The sequence below is a fragment of the Neisseria sp. HMSC055H02 genome, assembly GCF_001813335.1.
Taxonomy (GTDB): domain Bacteria; phylum Pseudomonadota; class Gammaproteobacteria; order Burkholderiales; family Neisseriaceae; genus Neisseria; species Neisseria sicca_C.
The window spans coordinates 175,847-192,384 of the sequence record NZ_KV812087.1; the positions used below are offsets into that span (position 1 = coordinate 175,847).

At 53.8% G+C, this 16,538-nt stretch carries 17 protein-coding genes; 7 read left to right on the forward strand and 10 right to left on the reverse strand.

Annotated features, from left to right (window positions below; all coding sequences use genetic code 11):
- Positions 1-38 precede the first annotated feature (38 nt).
- A complete protein-coding gene (locus tag HMPREF2907_RS12500) occupies positions 39-239 on the forward strand; it encodes a hypothetical protein (protein WP_141754409.1) in 201 nt (66 codons plus the stop codon).
- A gap of 6 nt (positions 240-245) precedes the next feature.
- Here HMPREF2907_RS12500 and waaF read toward each other — a convergent pair whose 3' ends face one another.
- The 9 genes from waaF to HMPREF2907_RS05085 form a co-directional block, all read right to left on the reverse strand.
- Positions 246-1,268: a lipopolysaccharide heptosyltransferase II gene (gene waaF / locus HMPREF2907_RS05045; protein WP_070680697.1), complete on the reverse strand. Its 1,023-nt coding sequence runs from the start codon at positions 1,266-1,268 to the stop codon at positions 246-248.
- Between the two features lie 95 nt (positions 1,269-1,363).
- On the reverse strand, positions 1,364-2,029 hold the full coding sequence (locus tag HMPREF2907_RS05050) for an excalibur calcium-binding domain-containing protein (protein ID WP_070680700.1): 666 nt from the start codon (positions 2,027-2,029) through the stop codon (positions 1,364-1,366).
- 252 nt (positions 2,030-2,281) lie between these two features.
- Positions 2,282-3,898: an FAD-dependent 5-carboxymethylaminomethyl-2-thiouridine(34) oxidoreductase MnmC1 gene (gene mnmC1 / locus HMPREF2907_RS05055; protein WP_070680703.1), complete on the reverse strand. Its 1,617-nt coding sequence runs from the start codon at positions 3,896-3,898 to the stop codon at positions 2,282-2,284.
- Between the two features lie 212 nt (positions 3,899-4,110).
- Positions 4,111-5,001, reverse strand: coding sequence for an NAD(+) kinase (locus tag HMPREF2907_RS05060; RefSeq protein ID WP_039407581.1), 891 nt, complete (start codon positions 4,999-5,001; stop codon positions 4,111-4,113).
- A 20-nt stretch (positions 5,002-5,021) separates the two neighbouring features.
- A complete protein-coding gene (locus HMPREF2907_RS05065) occupies positions 5,022-5,594 on the reverse strand; it encodes a ubiquinone biosynthesis accessory factor UbiJ (protein WP_003756986.1) in 573 nt (190 codons plus the stop codon).
- A gap of 110 nt (positions 5,595-5,704) precedes the next feature.
- Entirely contained in the window at positions 5,705-6,499 is a 795-nt protein-coding gene (locus HMPREF2907_RS05070) for an SDR family oxidoreductase (protein WP_070680706.1), read from the reverse strand.
- Between the two features lie 12 nt (positions 6,500-6,511).
- A complete protein-coding gene (locus HMPREF2907_RS05075; RefSeq protein ID WP_070680709.1) occupies positions 6,512-7,675 on the reverse strand; it encodes a hypothetical protein in 1,164 nt (387 codons plus the stop codon).
- 199 nt (positions 7,676-7,874) lie between these two features.
- Positions 7,875-8,624, reverse strand: a complete 750-nt coding sequence (gene gloB, locus HMPREF2907_RS05080) for a hydroxyacylglutathione hydrolase (RefSeq protein WP_070680712.1) — start codon at positions 8,622-8,624, stop codon at positions 7,875-7,877.
- 127 nt (positions 8,625-8,751) lie between these two features.
- A complete protein-coding gene (locus tag HMPREF2907_RS05085; RefSeq protein WP_070680715.1) occupies positions 8,752-9,183 on the reverse strand; it encodes a type IV pilin protein in 432 nt (143 codons plus the stop codon).
- A gap of 320 nt (positions 9,184-9,503) precedes the next feature.
- Between HMPREF2907_RS05085 and HMPREF2907_RS05090 the strand changes: the two genes are divergently transcribed.
- The 6 genes from HMPREF2907_RS05090 (at position 9,504) to HMPREF2907_RS05115 (ending at position 16,158) form a co-directional block, all read left to right on the forward strand.
- Positions 9,504-10,682: a MacA family efflux pump subunit gene (locus tag HMPREF2907_RS05090; protein WP_070680718.1), complete on the forward strand. Its 1,179-nt coding sequence runs from the start codon at positions 9,504-9,506 to the stop codon at positions 10,680-10,682.
- 96 nt (positions 10,683-10,778) lie between these two features.
- Positions 10,779-12,716 carry a MacB family efflux pump subunit gene (locus HMPREF2907_RS05095; protein WP_070680722.1) on the forward strand — a complete coding sequence of 646 codons (1,938 nt, stop codon included), beginning with the start codon at positions 10,779-10,781 and terminating at the stop codon, positions 12,714-12,716.
- A gap of 91 nt (positions 12,717-12,807) precedes the next feature.
- Positions 12,808-13,482 (forward strand): glutathione S-transferase family protein, encoded by a 675-nt coding sequence (locus HMPREF2907_RS05100; protein WP_070680725.1) that lies wholly within the window; start codon positions 12,808-12,810, stop codon positions 13,480-13,482.
- Positions 13,483-13,715: 233 nt separating this feature from the next.
- Positions 13,716-14,192, forward strand: a complete 477-nt coding sequence (locus tag HMPREF2907_RS05105) for a DUF1877 family protein (protein ID WP_070680729.1) — start codon at positions 13,716-13,718, stop codon at positions 14,190-14,192.
- 213 nt (positions 14,193-14,405) lie between these two features.
- Positions 14,406-14,696 carry a helix-hairpin-helix domain-containing protein gene (locus HMPREF2907_RS05110; RefSeq protein WP_003758071.1) on the forward strand — a complete coding sequence of 97 codons (291 nt, stop codon included), beginning with the start codon at positions 14,406-14,408 and terminating at the stop codon, positions 14,694-14,696.
- Between the two features lie 79 nt (positions 14,697-14,775).
- Positions 14,776-16,158 (forward strand): TolC family protein, encoded by a 1,383-nt coding sequence (locus HMPREF2907_RS05115; protein WP_070680732.1) that lies wholly within the window; start codon positions 14,776-14,778, stop codon positions 16,156-16,158.
- Positions 16,159-16,311: 153 nt separating this feature from the next.
- Here HMPREF2907_RS05115 and HMPREF2907_RS13170 read toward each other — a convergent pair.
- On the reverse strand, positions 16,312-16,538 hold a 227-nt coding region (locus tag HMPREF2907_RS13170; RefSeq protein WP_210388587.1), incomplete at its 5' end, for a hypothetical protein.

Below are 16,538 nucleotides of genomic sequence, written 5' to 3' on the forward strand. Positions count from 1 at the left end.
GTCTGAAAAGATAGGGTAAAGGAAAATAAGAAGCCTCTATGCTGTCATTTCCGCGCAGGCGGGAATCCAGAGATTTCAAGCCTTATCAATCTTTAAACATTCCTAAAAATCAAAGTCTGGATTCCCGCCTGCGCGGGAATGACGGCATGGGTATTGCCATTTTAATCTGTTTTGGAAGGCAGGTTTCAGACGACCTTTTGTCGTATGGTCTTACTGCTGATTACAGGATTGTCGGTTGATGTTTATTAGGATTCCGTTTCCGCCAATTCCTCCGCTGCTTTTTGAACCATGTCCGGCGTGAGTTTGTTCAGACAGTCGGTGTGTCCCAGCGGGCATTCGCGTTTGAAGCAGGGCGAGCATTCGAGGTGCAGGCTGACGATTTTGGCTTTTTGGCTCAAGGGTGGGGTGTGGTGGGGGCTGGACGAGCCGTAGGCAGCGACGAGTTTGCGGTCGAGGGCGGCGGCGAGGTGCATCAGGCCGCTGTCGTTGCAGACGACGGTGTCGGCGCAGGAGAGCAGGTCAATCGCTTCGGAAAGGTTGGTTTTGCCGCAGAGGTTGGTACAGAGGTCGTCTGAAAGTCGGTTGATTTCTTCGGCGATGTCGAAATCTTTTTGCGAGCCGAACAGCCAAACCTGCCAGCCTTGCGCCAGATAGCGGCGGCCGAGTTCGGCGAAATGGCGCGCGGGCCAGCGTTTGGCAGGACCGTATTCCGCACCCGGACAGAAGGCGAGAACGGGTTTGTCCGTGTTTAAGCCATATTTGGCAAGGGCGGCGGCGCGGCTTTCTGGGGAAATGGTGAAACGCGGGTTATCGGAATGTCCGTTGAAGTCCGCCTGCGTCGGGTGGGCGAGGGCGGTGTAGCGGTCAACCATCAGGGGCAGGGCGGCTTTGTCGAGCTTGCGGATGTCGTTGAGCAGCAGATAGCGCGATTCTCCGACGTAGCCGGTGCGCTGTTTGATGCCGGTGGCGAAGGCGATGAGGGCGGATTTCAGCGAGCCGGGCAGGACGATGACTTGGTCGTAACCTTGTTTGCCCAGTTCGCGCCCGATGCGCCAGCGTTTTTTCAGATCCAACGCGCCGTGTCCGAACGGGTTTTCAATGACGCGGCTGATTTCGGGCATACGCTCGAACACCGCCATCGACCATTTGGGCGCGAATGCGTCTATGGTGCAGCCGGGATGGAGTTCATGCAGGCGGCGGTAAAGCGGCTGGGTCATGACGCAGTCGCCGATCCAGCTCGGGGTGATGATGAGGATTTTTTGGGACATGGTGGTAGGGTAGGTTTGTATTGCGCGATATTGTAGCCGATTTGAAAAGGTCGTCTGAAAAACATTTTCAGACGACCTTTTTGCATTGTGGGCGATTAATGCCAACGGCTGTCGTTTTCGCACGGAATACCGTCATGATCACCGTCCATTTTGGTATTTGGGCAGTTTTTGATAAAAAATTCCGCCTCTTCCAAAGAATTCATTTGAGAACAGTGCTGACGGCCGTCGCATTTGAATGCAGTGGTAGTGCCAGTGATAGCAGCGGAGCCGGTTGAGGCAGTTGAACCGTGTTTGAAAGCAGTACGCCCGCTTGCCGCGTCTTTCCATGCCTTGCGTTCGGCTTTCATCTTTTCGGCAACTTCGGACACCATTGTAACCGGTGCAGCCGCAGTTGCTTCCTGTGTCTGACGGCGGTATTCCTGCCAATAGTTCCAGCCGAACCATCCGCCTGCGGCAAAGAGGGCAATGACGGGGATGATCCACAGGAGTTTGGAAAAGGCTGCTTTAAAAGGCTCGGGCTCGGGGGCGAAAAAGTCGGCTTCGCCGATGCAGTCGGAAGCGAAGCAGATGTTTTCCGCTTCGTCGCGTCCGCGTCTGCCTTTGATAATTTCAAACGATACGCGCTGGCCTTCGGCGGGCGGGTGCGGCAGCGTGGTGAAGGCGGAGAGCGGGGCGAATATTTCTTTACCCAAGTTTTCTTCACGGATGGCTCCGAACCTCCGATTGTCGTTCCAGCGGATGATGGTTCCGTAATGACGCATTTTATCTATATAGAATAGTTGTTGTTTAGGTCGGTATTTTAAACGAAATATATAAATGGACAAGGGGAGGGGTTGATATTTATATGTAAATTTCGGGTTTTAAAGTTAAGATAGATATTTTTGAAAACAGGTTGTTAATATTTTTATGATTTTATGGGTGCTTTGTTGTTGTCGTGCCGGGGTCGTCTGAAAACTCGTCTTCATATTTGAGCGAACGTGCTTTATCCGCTTTCAGACGGCCTGTGTGTTGCATCAAAGCAAAGGCTGCTGCCGCACGATGGCGCGGATGACGGCGCGGTTGGGGTGCAAGGCGGTGCGCAGGCGTTGGGACAGGGGCTGGGGCAGACCGAGGATGTCGGCGGCAATGGCGGCGGCGCAGACGGGGGCGGTGGCGAGGCCGCGCGTGCCGTGGGCGGTGTTGATGTAGGCGTTCGGCAGGTAGGGGCAGGGGATGTTGTCGAGGCGGTAGTTTTTGTCCAACGCGAGTTTGGCGTAGGCGGTCTGCATGGCGGCGATGTCGCCGAGCGTGCCGACGACGGGCAGGTGGTCGGGACTGTCGCAGCGCAGGGCGGCGTGTCCTTGCGGCGGGGCAGAGGGGTCGTCTGAAACCGAACGAAGCGGGTTTTGCTCAAACAATGATTGCGCCAATGGCTGGTTGAGCTGTTGCAGGGCGGCGCGGTTGGCGGCTTCTTCGTGCGGGTGCCAAGCATCGTCGTTGCTGTTGAGGACGAAGGTTGCGCCGTAGCAGTGTTGCCCTTGCCAGCTCGGGCTGATGTAGCTTTCACCGGATAGGGCGCAGCGCAGGCGTGTGGAAAAACCGCTTGCCGCCGCTACGCCGGTTTGCCCGCGGATTTGGCGGAACGGCAGGGCGGAGACGTTGGCATCGGCGGCGTTCGGGCTGTGCGCACCCATGCAGTAAATGATGCAGCGTGCGCTGAAGCTGCCGCGCGGCGTGTGTACCGTCCAGTTTGCGCCATCGTATTCGGCGGAGGATAAGGGCGTGTTTTCGTGCAACGCAATCAGCGGATGATTCAGCAAGGCGCGGACGACGGCGGGCGGGTTCAGCCATACGCCCTGCGGCCAGTAGAGACCGTCTGAAAAGACGTCTATGCCTGCGATTTGCGCGGCTTCGTCGGCGGATATGCTGCGGTAAAGGTGGGCGTGATGCTGCTGTAAACCCAATGCCTGATTACGTTTGCGTTCAGCCTCGTCGAAATTGAGGTGCAACACGCCGTCGCCGCCCCATGCGTCGGAATCGGGCAGCAGGTCTTGCAGCAGGCGGCGGGTATAGCCGTAGCCTGCCAGCAGCAGTTCGGTCTGCTCGGTGTCGTGCGGCGAGATTTTGGCGTAGAGCAGCCCTTGGCGGTTGCCGCTGCCGCCTTGCGCCGCTTTGCCCGCTTCCAAAACGGTAACGCGCACGCCGTGTTCCGCCAGTTTACGCGCGGTCGCGGCGCCGGCAATACCCGCGCCGATAACCAATGCGTGTTCGGGCGGAGTGGTAGCTTGAGGTCGTCTGAACCAAGGTTTGACGGGCTTGGGCGCAGCTTGCGGTACGACTTCGGTCTGCCATTCGATATGGTCGAAATGTTCATGCAGGCTGTCGGCGCAGTGCGGCGGGACAAGCCAGAGGTGTACATTAGGCAACAGGTTTTCCAAAAAGTTGACGCTGTTGAACTGAAGGCATTTTACGGCTTGGTCGAGGCGGTTTTTCAGACGGACTTCCAACTCGGTCGAGGCATCGGACAAAGGAAAATCGGGCATGCGGTTTTCGGTCAGACAGGCAACCAGATGCAGCGGCGCGGGATGAGTTTCAATCACGCGGGCAAGTTCGGCGGGGGCGGGCGGGGTATTCCAAGCGAGGATGGGCATGGCGGGGTCGTCTGAAAAAGTGGGGGAACAGATAAAAGTATCTCAGTAATTTTTATCGTCTTTTATCATCAATTTTTAGTGTAAATGATTGATGAATTTTGTTATTCCAGCCTGCGCGGGAATGACGGGATATGCGTATTTGGGATTTGAACGGATGGTTATTAAAGGTCGTCTGAAAACTTGGCAATCGGGTTTCAGACGACCTTTTGCGTTTATACGAGCTGTTCGCCCCAGTGTAATTTTTGGCGCAGGGTTCGGAAGTATTGGTAGTCGGTGGGATGGAGGATGCGCAGGGGGTTGTGGTAGCGGCGGATGATGATGCGGTCGAGGTTTTGCACGTCGATAAAGGATTGTCCGTCGAAATGGACGCGGGCATCGCCGCTTTGGGTAACGAGGATTTCGATTTCGGAGGTATCGGGGATGGCGATGGGGCGGTTGGTCATGGATTGGGGGCAGATGGGCACGAGGGTGAAGGCGTGCAATCCTGCCTGCATGATGGGGCCGCCGGCGGCTAGTGAGTAGGCGGTGGAGCCGGTGGGGGTGGAGACGATGAGGCCGTCGGAGCGTTGGGTATAGACGAATTCTTGGTTGATGAAGACTTCGAACTCTATCATTTGTCCGGCACCGCCGCGCGAGAGGACGGCGTCGTTGAGGGCGAGGGCGCGGTGAAAGGTTTGTCCGTCGCGGACGAGGGCGGCTTCGATGAGGATGCGCTCTTCGGGCAGGTATTTACCTTCGAGGACGGGCAGCAGCTCTTCGGTCATGTTTTCGCGGGGGATTTGGGTGAGGAAGCCTAAATGCCCTTGGTTGATGCCGATAACGGGTACGGCGCGGGGAGCGATTTCGCGGGCGACGGAGAGGAATGTGCCGTCGCCGCCGAGGACGATGACGAGGTCGCAGTGTTTGCCCAAGTCGGATTTGCTGACGATGTGGCAGCCGACGGTATCTTGAACATAGATGCAGCGTTCTTCTATGCCGATTTCGTCCAGATAGACGGTGAGGCCGTGTCCCTGCAGGAAGTGGATGAGGGTGTGGGCGGTGTTTTGGATTTCGGGGGTATTGGGGCGGGTTACGATACCGATGTTGTGAAACGGGCTGTTCATAGGCATGGGTCGTCTGAAAATTAGTCTATCCAGATGTCGCGTTCGAGCCGGTCAAGGCGTTCGTTGAGGCGGGCGACGTCGTCGCGCAGTTTGTCCACTTCTTCCATCCAGGCGGACAGGGTGGCGGCGTCGATAACGGGGGATTCGGGTTCGCGGGAAAAGTCGCTGATTTGCTCGGCTATGCTTTGCCCGATTTTTTTGACGGTTTGCCCGATGTTGGCGGCGCGTTCGCTGATGCTGCCTGCGAGTGAGTCGCCGAAGATGCGGGCGAGGTCGTCTGAAGCGTAGTAGCGCAGGCTGCCGAGTATGGGCAGGACGGTCATGCCGAGCATGAGGTCGCCTTCGAGGCTGATGTCGCCGACACCAGGTTCTTGTCCGGTCAGGATTTTGCGGATGGCGCTTTGGTGGAAGGTGATGAGGGTGTCGGCGGGTTGGTCGGCGGTTTCGAGGAAGCCGTCGTGATTGATGCGTCCGGTCAGTCCGAATCCGGCGAGGTTGAGGCTCAGGGTTTTACCTGACAGGCGGGACAGGTCTTGTTGATGTTCCGGATTTTGCTGTATCAGGTGGTTGATAACGGGAAATAGGGCGGACATAGGGTGTTCTCGATACTTTCGGGCTTGGGGTTGTTAAGTAAGACTGCGTTTTTTGGTTTTGGTTTTGCCGCTGCCGAAAGGTCGTCTGAAACGGTCGCGGAGCCGTAATTTTACAGGCTTAAGCCGTCGGCGGAAACGGTATTTACAATTTTGCCGCTGCTTGTGTCATCAGGTGCGAAATCGGGCGGCGGGAGACCGAGTTTGGCGGCCTCGGCGGTATAGAAATCGCGGCGGGTCGGGTGGCGCGGTTCGACGATGTTGCGGATGCGCCTGCCGTTTGGATGGAGGGTCGTCTGAAACAGGGTTTCGACGGCGATGTCGCGGTGGACGATATTGACGGGCTGGTTGCCGCCCGGGATGTTTTGCTTTTGAACAAGGCGGCTGACGGGATGGCGTTCGGCGCAATAAAGCCCGCCCAGCCGCAGGATGTCGATATTCGGAACGCCGCTGTCGAGCAGGTATTGCTCGGCAGCAAGGATTTGGCGGGCGGACTCGGTTTGCGGGTCGGGAGTTGCAGTTTCGTCACATTCCCGCGCTTTATCGCCGTAAACGCTGGTGCTGCTGGTGAAAATCAGGTGTTGCACGTTACACGCTCGGGCAAGTTCTGCCCATTGTTTGACGGTGTCGGCGTAATGCGTCAGCGAGGATGGCGGCAAGAGGCAGAACCAAACGGGTTTGTCGGCGTGGTGCCGCCAAAAGCTTGTATCGTGGGCAAGGTTCGTGCTTTGAAACACGCTGTCTTGATTGAGGTTGATGGTGTCGAGATGTATGGGCAGATTAATATCGTCCGAAGTCAGGCTGCGTTTGACGGCGGCGACGCTGCTGCCGTTTTCGTAGAGTTTCTGCGCCAAAGGGCGGCCGAGGTAGCCTAGGCCTAAGATGGATGCGTCGGGGGAAGTATTCATGATTTTGATGGTTTAGATATAGTCTTTTACGTTCGGGCTTCTGCCGAACACGGCCTCGTGAGATTGGCGGATACAGAGCCGGTTGAACATGACGCGTTGGGTTTGGTCGCCGTCGATAACCTTCACTTTGCCTTGCAGTTTCGGCGTGTCATGATGGAAAGTATTTTTAAAATCGTGCCAGCGTGCGGCTTGCAGGTGGACGACGGCAAACATATCGTGGGAAATATTGACGCCGATGCTGATGAGTTCGGACGATGCCTGAAGGCAGAAACCGCTGTCGCCGAAGAGGCACAGCCCTGTATCGTCGGGATAGCGGAACAGCTCGATTTTCACGGCTTGAGGTTCGGCAAAAACGGCGCAGAACAACCGCTCAAACAGCGACGGTTGTGAAACGCCTTCGCTCAACATGCCATACAGCCCTGAGAGCCAGTTGACATAGCCGAGGAAGGAAAAATGGAAATCCTGCATGATGGATTCGATGCGTTTCGGGTCGCGGCGGCTGATGAGGCTGACGAACTCGAATCCCGCTTCGGGGAGCCGTGAGCGCAGGACTTGAAGCAGGCGGTAGGCAAACGGGTTTTGATGGTTGCGGGGATTGCGCAAAATGCCGAGGAATTTGAGCCGCAGCACGCGCCACAGCGCGTCAGGAACTTTGACTGAATCGGTTTTATCCAAACCCGCTTTGCTTGTTTTGGCGAAACTCGCTTCGCTCGTTTTAGCGAAACTCGCTTCGCTCGTTTTTAGACGACATCCGGGCAGCGTGCGCAGGTGTTCGCAGGCATCTTCGTAGCCGCTTTCGTGGCGGTTGAACCAGCTTTCGAGGTTGTATTGGTTGCCGGTGTTTTCAACGAAAGCCAGCGTGTAGAGGTTTTTCGCCGCCAGATTGCCGATGATGTTGACGCTTGCCGCTTCGGGCGGGGCGGCCGGTTTGGCGGCGTGTTTGCGTTTTTTCCTTTCATCATGCGGCTGATGGGGATGAGTGCCAAACAAGGATAGGGGCAGCCGGTAAACATTTTGGTTTTGCGGGCTGACTTGGGGATTGTGCGCATGCTGCCGTTGTTCGGTTTGGGCGATATAGTGGTGTTCCTTGGTCGGATTCGCCGTCAAAAGCGCATAGGGCTTACTGCTGCCTTCGGGGAGCGGCTGGTCGCCTAGAATGAAAACTTGTCGGGTCATGGCTTGGGAAAGGTCGTCTGAATGTGCCGATTATAGTTTATCGGGGCAAAGATGTTCAAAATCCCTGCAATAGAGTGGAACGCAGGTTTTATGGCCGATTGAAATAAAAGGGCTGTCATTCCCGTCCGTGTTTATTCAGGGACGGGAGAAGGCATTAATTGTTTTGGTTTGAATTGGCTGGATTGAGTTTTCAGACGACCTAAAACCGGTTTTTCAATTCCCGCAGCGCCGCGAACACTTCCAAACCGTTGTTCAATCGCTTCCCTGCCAATTCCTCAACCCGTTCGCGGACTTGGGGCAAATCGACCCGTAAAAACGGATTGATTTTGCGTTCATGTGCAAGGGTAACGGGCAAGGTCGGCGTATGTTCCGCCGCGCGTAAAGCCGCTTGAATATCGGGATTTTCCGGTTCGATAAATTCGGCGAAACGCAGATTAGAGGCGGTGTATTCGTGCGCGGGATAAAACAGCGTGTCTTCGGGCAACTGATTGAATCTTTGGAAACTGTCGTACAACTCTTCTATCGTTCCCGTAAACATCCTGCCACAGCCGGCGGAGAATAAGGTATCGCCGCAGAAAACGTGCAGACCTTCGGCGTTTTCCAAAAGATAGCTGACGTGGCGGTCGGTATGGCCGGGCGTCGCCCACACGGTAACCAGCCCGTCGCCGAAAGGAAACTGCGTACCCGCCGTAACCGTGTGCGTTGCCAAGTCAATATCCGCCTCGCCGTACACGGGCGATTCCATAAAACCGTTTTTAAGGGATTGAACTCCGCCGATATGGTCGTGATGCAGATGGGTAATCCACGTTTGCGCCAGCATCAGGCGGTTGCGGACGAGGAATACCAAAACCGGCGTGGCATCGGACGGATCGATGCAGGCGGCGTGATTGCCGTCTTGAATCATCCAGATGTAGTTGTCGTTCAGGGCTTTGACAGGGGTGATGTTCATAATGTGGTTTCCTCACTTGGAAATAGCGGATTTTAGCTGATGATGAAAAGGTCGTCTGAAAATCTTGAACAAGTTTTTCAGACGACCTTTTGTATGAACGGATAAAAATAGCGGCAGAGGGTTCGGATTATTTTTGATCTATGTGTTCATATCCGGGGCAATCTGCGTTGCTTGCCCAAAAGATACCGTCGCTGTCGAGATAGACGGAGCAGGTCTCTTTGTTTTTGTATCCGTCATTCGGCTTGGCTTCGAGCAGGAAGCCCGAGGCGGACGGATTCTCTTTCCCTTTTTGGGTGTTTTGATAGTTGAAAAACTGGATGGTGAAGTATTCGTTTTGAACCAGGTCTGTTGCCGGGAAATTCTCAAACGTACGGTTTTGCGCGTAGAAGCGTTCGAGATTATGGGCATTGATCATGAGCTCGGAACGGACGTTCTCCAAACGGCTTTTACGGATAAAGCGTTCGTAGGACGGATAGGCAAGGGTGGCAAGGATGGCGAGAATGACGATGACGATGAGCAGCTCGACCAGCGTGAAGCCTTTTTGTAATGTGTTTTTCATGATATGTCGTAATTTTTATTGTATGGGCGGGAATTCAGACTGCAATTATAGTTCTTTTCTCCCATTTTGAATGTTTGGATAAATTTCAGGATTGGGAAAATATGTAAATGCGTTGCAATATCTTGGAAATAGTATTTTATAAAATGATTATAAAACAGATTATTATGATTTTATTTGATTTACCGTTGACTTGGCTGGAGTAAATGCTTGCAGTAAAATCCGCTCGTTTTCAGCGTTTTCGGCGGATAACTGTTGGGATTATGCGACATGAATCGGGTGCCGGATTGAACAGATGAAATGGATGAATCAGAAAGTCAGTTATGGCAAAGATTATTAATAAATGGACGGTTGGAATAACGGTTGCTGCGGTGCTTGGGTTTGCTGCGTGGTCTTATTTCCAGCCCGAACCGCAAACTTCTTACATCACGGAAACGGTTAAACGCGGCGACATCAGCCAGACGGTATCCGCCACGGGCGAGATTTCGCCGTCGAATCTGGTGTCGGTGGGCGCGCAGGCTTCGGGGCAGATTAAGAAGCTGTACGTCAAGCTCGGACAGCAGGTTAAGAAGGGCGATTTGATTGCGGAAATCAATTCGACCACTCAGGTGAACACGCTGAATACGGAAAAATCCAAGCTGGAAACGTATCAGGCGAAATTGCTTTCTGCCGAAATTGCGCTGAACAGCGCGGAGAAGAAATACAAGCGCGAGGCGGCGTTGTGGAAGGAAAACGCGACGTCCAAAGAGGATTTGGAAAGCGCGCAGGATGCGTTGGCTGCGGCTAAGGCAAACGTTGCCGAGCTGAAGGCTTCCATTAAACAAACCAAAATTTCCATCAATACTGCCGAATCGGAATTGGGCTATACCCGCATTACTGCGACGATGGACGGTACGGTGGTGGCGATTCCGGTGGAAGAAGGGCAGACCGTGAACGCGGTGCAGTCCACGCCGACGATTATCCAATTGGCGAATCTGGATACGATGTTGAACAAAATGCAGATTGCCGAAGGCGATATTACGAAGGTGAAGGCGGGGCAGGATATTTCGTTTACGATTTTGTCCGAACCGGATACGCCGATTAAGGCGAAGCTTGACAGCGTCGACCCGGGCTTGACCACGATGTCGCTGGGTAGCTATACCACCAGCACGGACACGACTTCCAATGCGATTTACTACTACGCCCGCGCTTTGGTGCCTAATCCCGACGGCAAACTTTCCATCGGTATGACGACGCAGAACACGATTGAAATCAACGGCGTGAAAAACGTTTTGCTCGTGCCGACGCTGACGATTAAAAAACACGACGGCAAATCGTTTGTCAGCGTTTTGGGTGCGGATGGTAAAGCTTCGGAACGCGAGATTACGGTCGGTCTGAAAGACAGTATGAATACCGAAGTGAAAAGCGGTTTGAAAGAAGGCGACAAGGTGGTGATGTCGGAAATGAGCGCGGCGGAGCAGGCTGAAGCGGCGCAACGCGCCATGCAGGGGCCGCCGAGATAAATAGGCAACAGGTCGTCTGAAAGTTTTGTTTCTGAGCAAAACTCCCCTTTCAGACGGCCTTTCCACTCCCTACATCATTATCGGTCGGAAACACTTATGAGCTTAATCGAATGTAAAAACATCAACCGCTACTTCGGCAGCGGCGCGAACCGTGTTCATGTTTTGAAAGATGTCAGCCTGTCGATAGAGAAGGGCGATTTCGTCGCCATCATCGGGCAGTCCGGTTCGGGCAAATCCACGCTGATGAACATCCTCGGCTGTTTGGATAGCGCGACTTCAGGTTCGTATCAAATCGACGGCATCGAAACCGCCAAAATGGAGCCGGACGAACTGGCGGCATTGCGGCGCGAACGCTTCGGCTTTATTTTCCAACGCTACAACTTGTTAGGCTCGCTGACGGCGCGGGACAACGTTGCCCTGCCTGCCGTGTATATGGGTATGGGCGGCAAAGAGCGTTCTAATCGTGCGGAAAAACTGTTGCAGGACTTGGGTTTGGAAGGCAAGGAAGGCAACAAACCCAGCGAACTTTCCGGCGGTCAGCAACAGCGCGTCTCCATCGCCCGCGCCCTGATGAACGGCGGCGAAATCATCTTCGCTGACGAACCGACCGGCGCGCTCGATACCGCCAGCGGTAAAAATGTGATTGAAATCATTCAAAAGCTGCATAAAGAAGGGCATACCGTGATTATGGTTACACACGATCCCGGTATCGCCGCCATCGCCAACCGTATCATCGAAATCCGCGACGGCGAAATCATCTCCGACACTTCAAAAAATCCCGAAATCCCCGAAAGCAAAATAGAACGCATCAAAGAAAAATCTTCGTGGCTGTTTTATTACGACCAATTCGTCGAAGCCTTCAAAATGTCGGTGCAGGCGATTATGGCGCACAAAATGCGTTCGCTCCTGACCATGCTCGGCATCATCATCGGTATTGCCTCGGTCGTGTCCGTCGTCGCTTTGGGCAACGGCTCTGAGAAAAAAATCCTCGCAGACATCAGCGCGATGGGGACGAACACCATCAGCATCTTTCCTGGACGCGGATTCGGCGACAGGCGCAGCGGTAGGATTAAAACCCTGACCATTGACGACGCCAAAGTCATCGCCAAACAAAGCTATGTTGCTTCCGCCACGCCGCAGACGACTTCCGGCGGCACGCTGACCTACCGCAATACCGACCTGACCGCCTCGCTCTACGGCGTGGGCGAACAATATTTCGACGTGCGCGGGCTGAAGCTGGAATCAGGCCGTCTGTTTGACGAGGCTGATGTGAAAGAAGACGCGCAAGTCGTCGTGATTGACCAAAATACCAAAAACAAACTTTTCGGCGAAGACACCGATCCTTTGGGTAAAACAATTCTCTTCAGGAAACGCCCGCTGACCGTCATCGGCGTGATGAAAAAAGAGGAAAATTCTTTCGGCAACGTTGATGTATTGATGCTCTGGTCGCCCTATACGACCGTGATGCACCAAATTACCGGCGAGAGCCACACCAACTCGATTACCGTCAAAATCAAAGACGATGCAAACACCCAAGTCGCCGAAAAAGGACTGACCGAGCTGCTCAAAACGCGGCACGGTACGGAAGACTTTTTCATGAACAACAGCGACAGCATCAAGCAGATGGTTGAAAGCACCACCGGCACCATGAAGCTGCTGATTTCCTCCATCGCCTTGATTTCGTTGGTGGTCGGCGGTATCGGCGTGATGAACATCATGCTGGTGTCCGTAACCGAGCGCACCAAAGAAATCGGCGTGCGCATGGCGATTGGCGCGCGGCGCAACAACATCCTGCAACAATTCCTGATTGAAGCTGTCTTAATCTGTATCATCGGCGGTTTGGTCGGAGTAGGACTGTCCACGGCCATCAGCCTCGTGTTCAACCATTTCGTTACCGAATTTCCAATGGAAATTTCCATCGGCTCTGTTATCGGCGCGGTTGTCTGTTCCACCGCCATCGGCGTAGCGTTCGGTTTTATGCCCGCCAACAAAGCCTCCAAACTCAACCCGATTGATGCCTTGTCTAAGGATTAAAATTTCAGACGACCTCCAAACCCAAAAGGTCGTCTGAAAACCCCGTTTGGCTATTGTCATCACAATGAACATACACACCGAGGAAAACCGAATGATTACCCTGCATGTATTGGCACAGTCCCGCGCCCTGCGCATCGTCTGGCTGCTCGAACTCATCGGCGCACCGTATCAAATCAAAACCTACGCGCGCCATCCCGAAACCCTGCTCGCGCCCGACGAACTCAAAGCCGTACACCCGCTGGGCAAATCCCCCGTTATCGACGACGACGGATTCGTGCTCAACGAAAGCGGCGCGATTACCGACTACCTGATTCAAACCTACGGCGGCGGACGCTTCATGCCCGAACGCGGCAGCCAAGATTACTGGCATTACCAACGCTGGCTGCACTATGCCGAAGGTTCGCTGATGCCCTTGCTTTTGCTCGGGCTGGTGTTCCGCAAAATAGAAAACGCCCCCATGCCGTTTTTCGTCAAACCCGTTGCACGCAAAATCAGCGGCAACGTCAAAAACGGCTTTATCGAACCGCAAGCCTCCCTGCATCTTGCCTATGTCGAAAACGAATTAAACGGCAAAGACTGGCTGGTCGACAACCGGCTCAGCGGCGCCGACATCATGATGAGTTACCCGCTGCAAGCCGCCGCCGACCGCTTCGGATTGGCGGACTATCCCAACATCCGCGCCTATTTGCAGCGCATCGAAAACGACCCCGCCTATCAAACGGCGGTACAGAAAGCAGGCGGCCCGCTGCTGCGTTTGGATAAATAAGGTCGTCTGAAAAAGCAAAAGTCGGGTCAGACAGCCCGACACAACACCGAACACACGATTCACACAATACATTGCGAAAACAGCCCGAGCGTCGTCTGAATCCGCAACATATAGTGGATTAACTAAATCAGGACAAGGCGAGGCAACGCCGTACTGGTTTAAAGTTTAATCCACTATATTTCAGACGACCCCTCCCGAAACAGGCATCTTCAGCCTTCAATACAAGGAAACCTATGGACGTTTACGCAACATACACAGCCTATCCGCAAAGCGGCATCGAACAAATCAAAGCCTCCTCCGGCACGCCTGCCGCCGTATCCGAATGCAGCGCAGGCAAACTATGGGACGCGCTGCATTTCGTCCTGACCGGCAAAGGCTCGGACGATGCAGACGCGGCAAACCCGTTGAGCAAAGCCATGATTGGCAACATCCTGCGGCAGGATGAAGAAGCGGGCGAACACACCGGATGGATCGACGATACTGAAATTGCCGAAGTGGCTAAAGCCCTGAACCAAGCCGATTTCGCCGCGCTGCTCGACGGTAAAGCTGCAGCAGATTTTCAAAACAACCAAATCTATCCCGATATTTGGGGCGACGAAAAAGCCTTTGCCGAAACCCGCGCGGAATTGGCGCAGCGGTTTAAAGAACTTGCCGCGTTCTACCAAGCCGCCGCCGAACAACATTGCGGCGTCGTGGTCAGGATTTCATGATTTCAGACGACCTTTTTGAATGGAAAGAGGTCGTCTGAAAAAAGTAGGTCGGATACTTGTATCCGACATAAATTCAAATAAGAAATGCCTTTGCCATCATTACCGCCTGCGCGGGAATGGCAGCGGCGAAAGTAGCGCGAGCTTTGCCCGCGAAAACAAGTTGATCCATCCGATTGCTGGTTTTCAGACGACCTCCAAATCAAAGGCTGAAACATGAACCCCGACAAAGTACAACGAAGCAAGCTGAATACATTGACCGACCTGCCCAATGTCGGCAAAGCCGTGGCGGAGGACTTGGCTTTGCTCGGTATCACGCAGCCGCAGGATTTGGCGGGGCAGGACGCTTACGAAATGTACGACCGCCTGTGCAGCCTGACCGCAACCCGACACGATCCCTGCATGATCGATATTTTCCTGTCGCTGGTTGATTTTATGCAGGGGAACGAACCGAAGCCGTGGTGGCATTTTACGGAACAGCGAAAAGCGTTTTTAGCCGATAAATAAACGCAGCCGATGAGATTGTTCAGACGACATCCCAACCAACCCTCCATGCCGTCTGAAAATTTAAACCGAAAGACACAACATGCAGAAAAAACCTTTTTTTCAGACGGCATTATCCCTGTCGCTCGCCCTAGCCTTAAGCGCGTGTGCCGTCCACAGCACCGAACAAAACCTCACGCTCGAATCGACGGGGCAGGTAATGAGCGCGGCGGAGACCGCCGAACGCTACGACGTGAACGGCAACTGGTGGGAAATCTACCAAAGCCCGCAGCTCAACGCCCTGATGGCACAGGCTTTGGAAAACAATATCGATTTGAAACAGGCTGCCATCAGCGTCAATAAAGCCCTGTATCAGGCGAATATTTTGGGGGCGGATTTGGTGCCGTCGTTCAGCGGCTCGCTGGGCGCGTCCACATCCAAAAACCTAAAAACCGGCAGCCACGGCAACACCTTCAGCAGCCAGCTCGGTTTGAGCTACGAATTGGATTTATGGCGCAAACTCAGTGCCACCGCCGACGCGCAAGTGTGGGAATACCAGGCCACACAGCAGGATATGGCAAATACGCGCCTGACTTTGATCAACAATGTCGCCGACGCCTATTTCAATATCGCCTACCTCAACGAAGCCATCGAATTGGCGCAAAAATCCCTCAAGCAATATCAGGAAATCAACCGCATTGCCGATGCCAAGTTCCGCTACGGCAGAGCCGATTCCAGCCAGCCGACGCAGGCGAAACAATCGCTGTTGAGTGCGCAAAACAACCTGATTTCCCTGAAAAACAGCCTCGACACGCAAAAACAGGTTTTACGCAACCTGCTCAACCTCAAGCCGAACGAAGCCATCGCCGCCGACCCCGCGCAATACCGACTGCCGTCCGTCAAAGGCGTGAACCTCGACGTACCGATTACCGTCTTGGCGAACCGCCCCGACCTGCGCGCCGCCGAATACCGCCTGCAATCCTCGCTCCAATCCGTCGAAGCGCAAAAACGCAGTTGGTATCCCTCGATTACCTTGGGCGCAAGCTTGAGCACGTCGTCTGAAAAAGCCAAAAGCGCGTTTAACATCCCGCTCTTGGGCGGCTCCGCCACCATCAACCTGCCGTTCCTCAACTGGCAGACCATGAAATGGAAAGACAAAACCGCCCAAGCCAATTTCGAAAGCGCCAAACTCGACTTTGAAAAAGCCCTGACCACCGCGTTGAACGAAATCAACACCAACTACCTCGCCTACCAAAACGCCCAAGCCGCGCTCAACAACCAAGAGCAGCGTTACGCCTTGGACAAGAAAAACAGCCGCTACTACCAAGTGCGCTACCAACACGGCAAAAACGAGCTGAAATATTGGCTGGAAGCGTTGAGTACGGAATACGGCTCCGCCCAAAACGTGTTGAATCAGCGGTACGAAACGCTGAAATACGAAAACATGGTGTATAAAGCGATGGCGGGACGTTATACGCCGAAGTAGGAATGAACAAATTAATCGAAGATGCCGGTTCTTTATTTGACTGACCTGATGCACAAGAAATACTTACTTTAAAACCACGGCAAATGGCTAATTACGGCGGATTTAAGCATTGGTTCTTTCTGATTTTTCCGCACATCGCAAAGAGCAGCAGTCTCAATAGTTTTGTCGGTGCTTTTTTGATGCATTGTGCCATGCAACAACAAAAGCACCGACATTTTTATGCCGATTCGGGTAGATTTGTGTAAACGGGAAAAGACGAGAAACGGGGAACAATAAAATGTAATACTGAATAAAATTATTTATATACAAATGGTTGTATAAAAGTAGGGCGGAGATACAAGCAAGCAGCGGGCGTTTTCGGCGGCTTGGCGGGCTTCTAC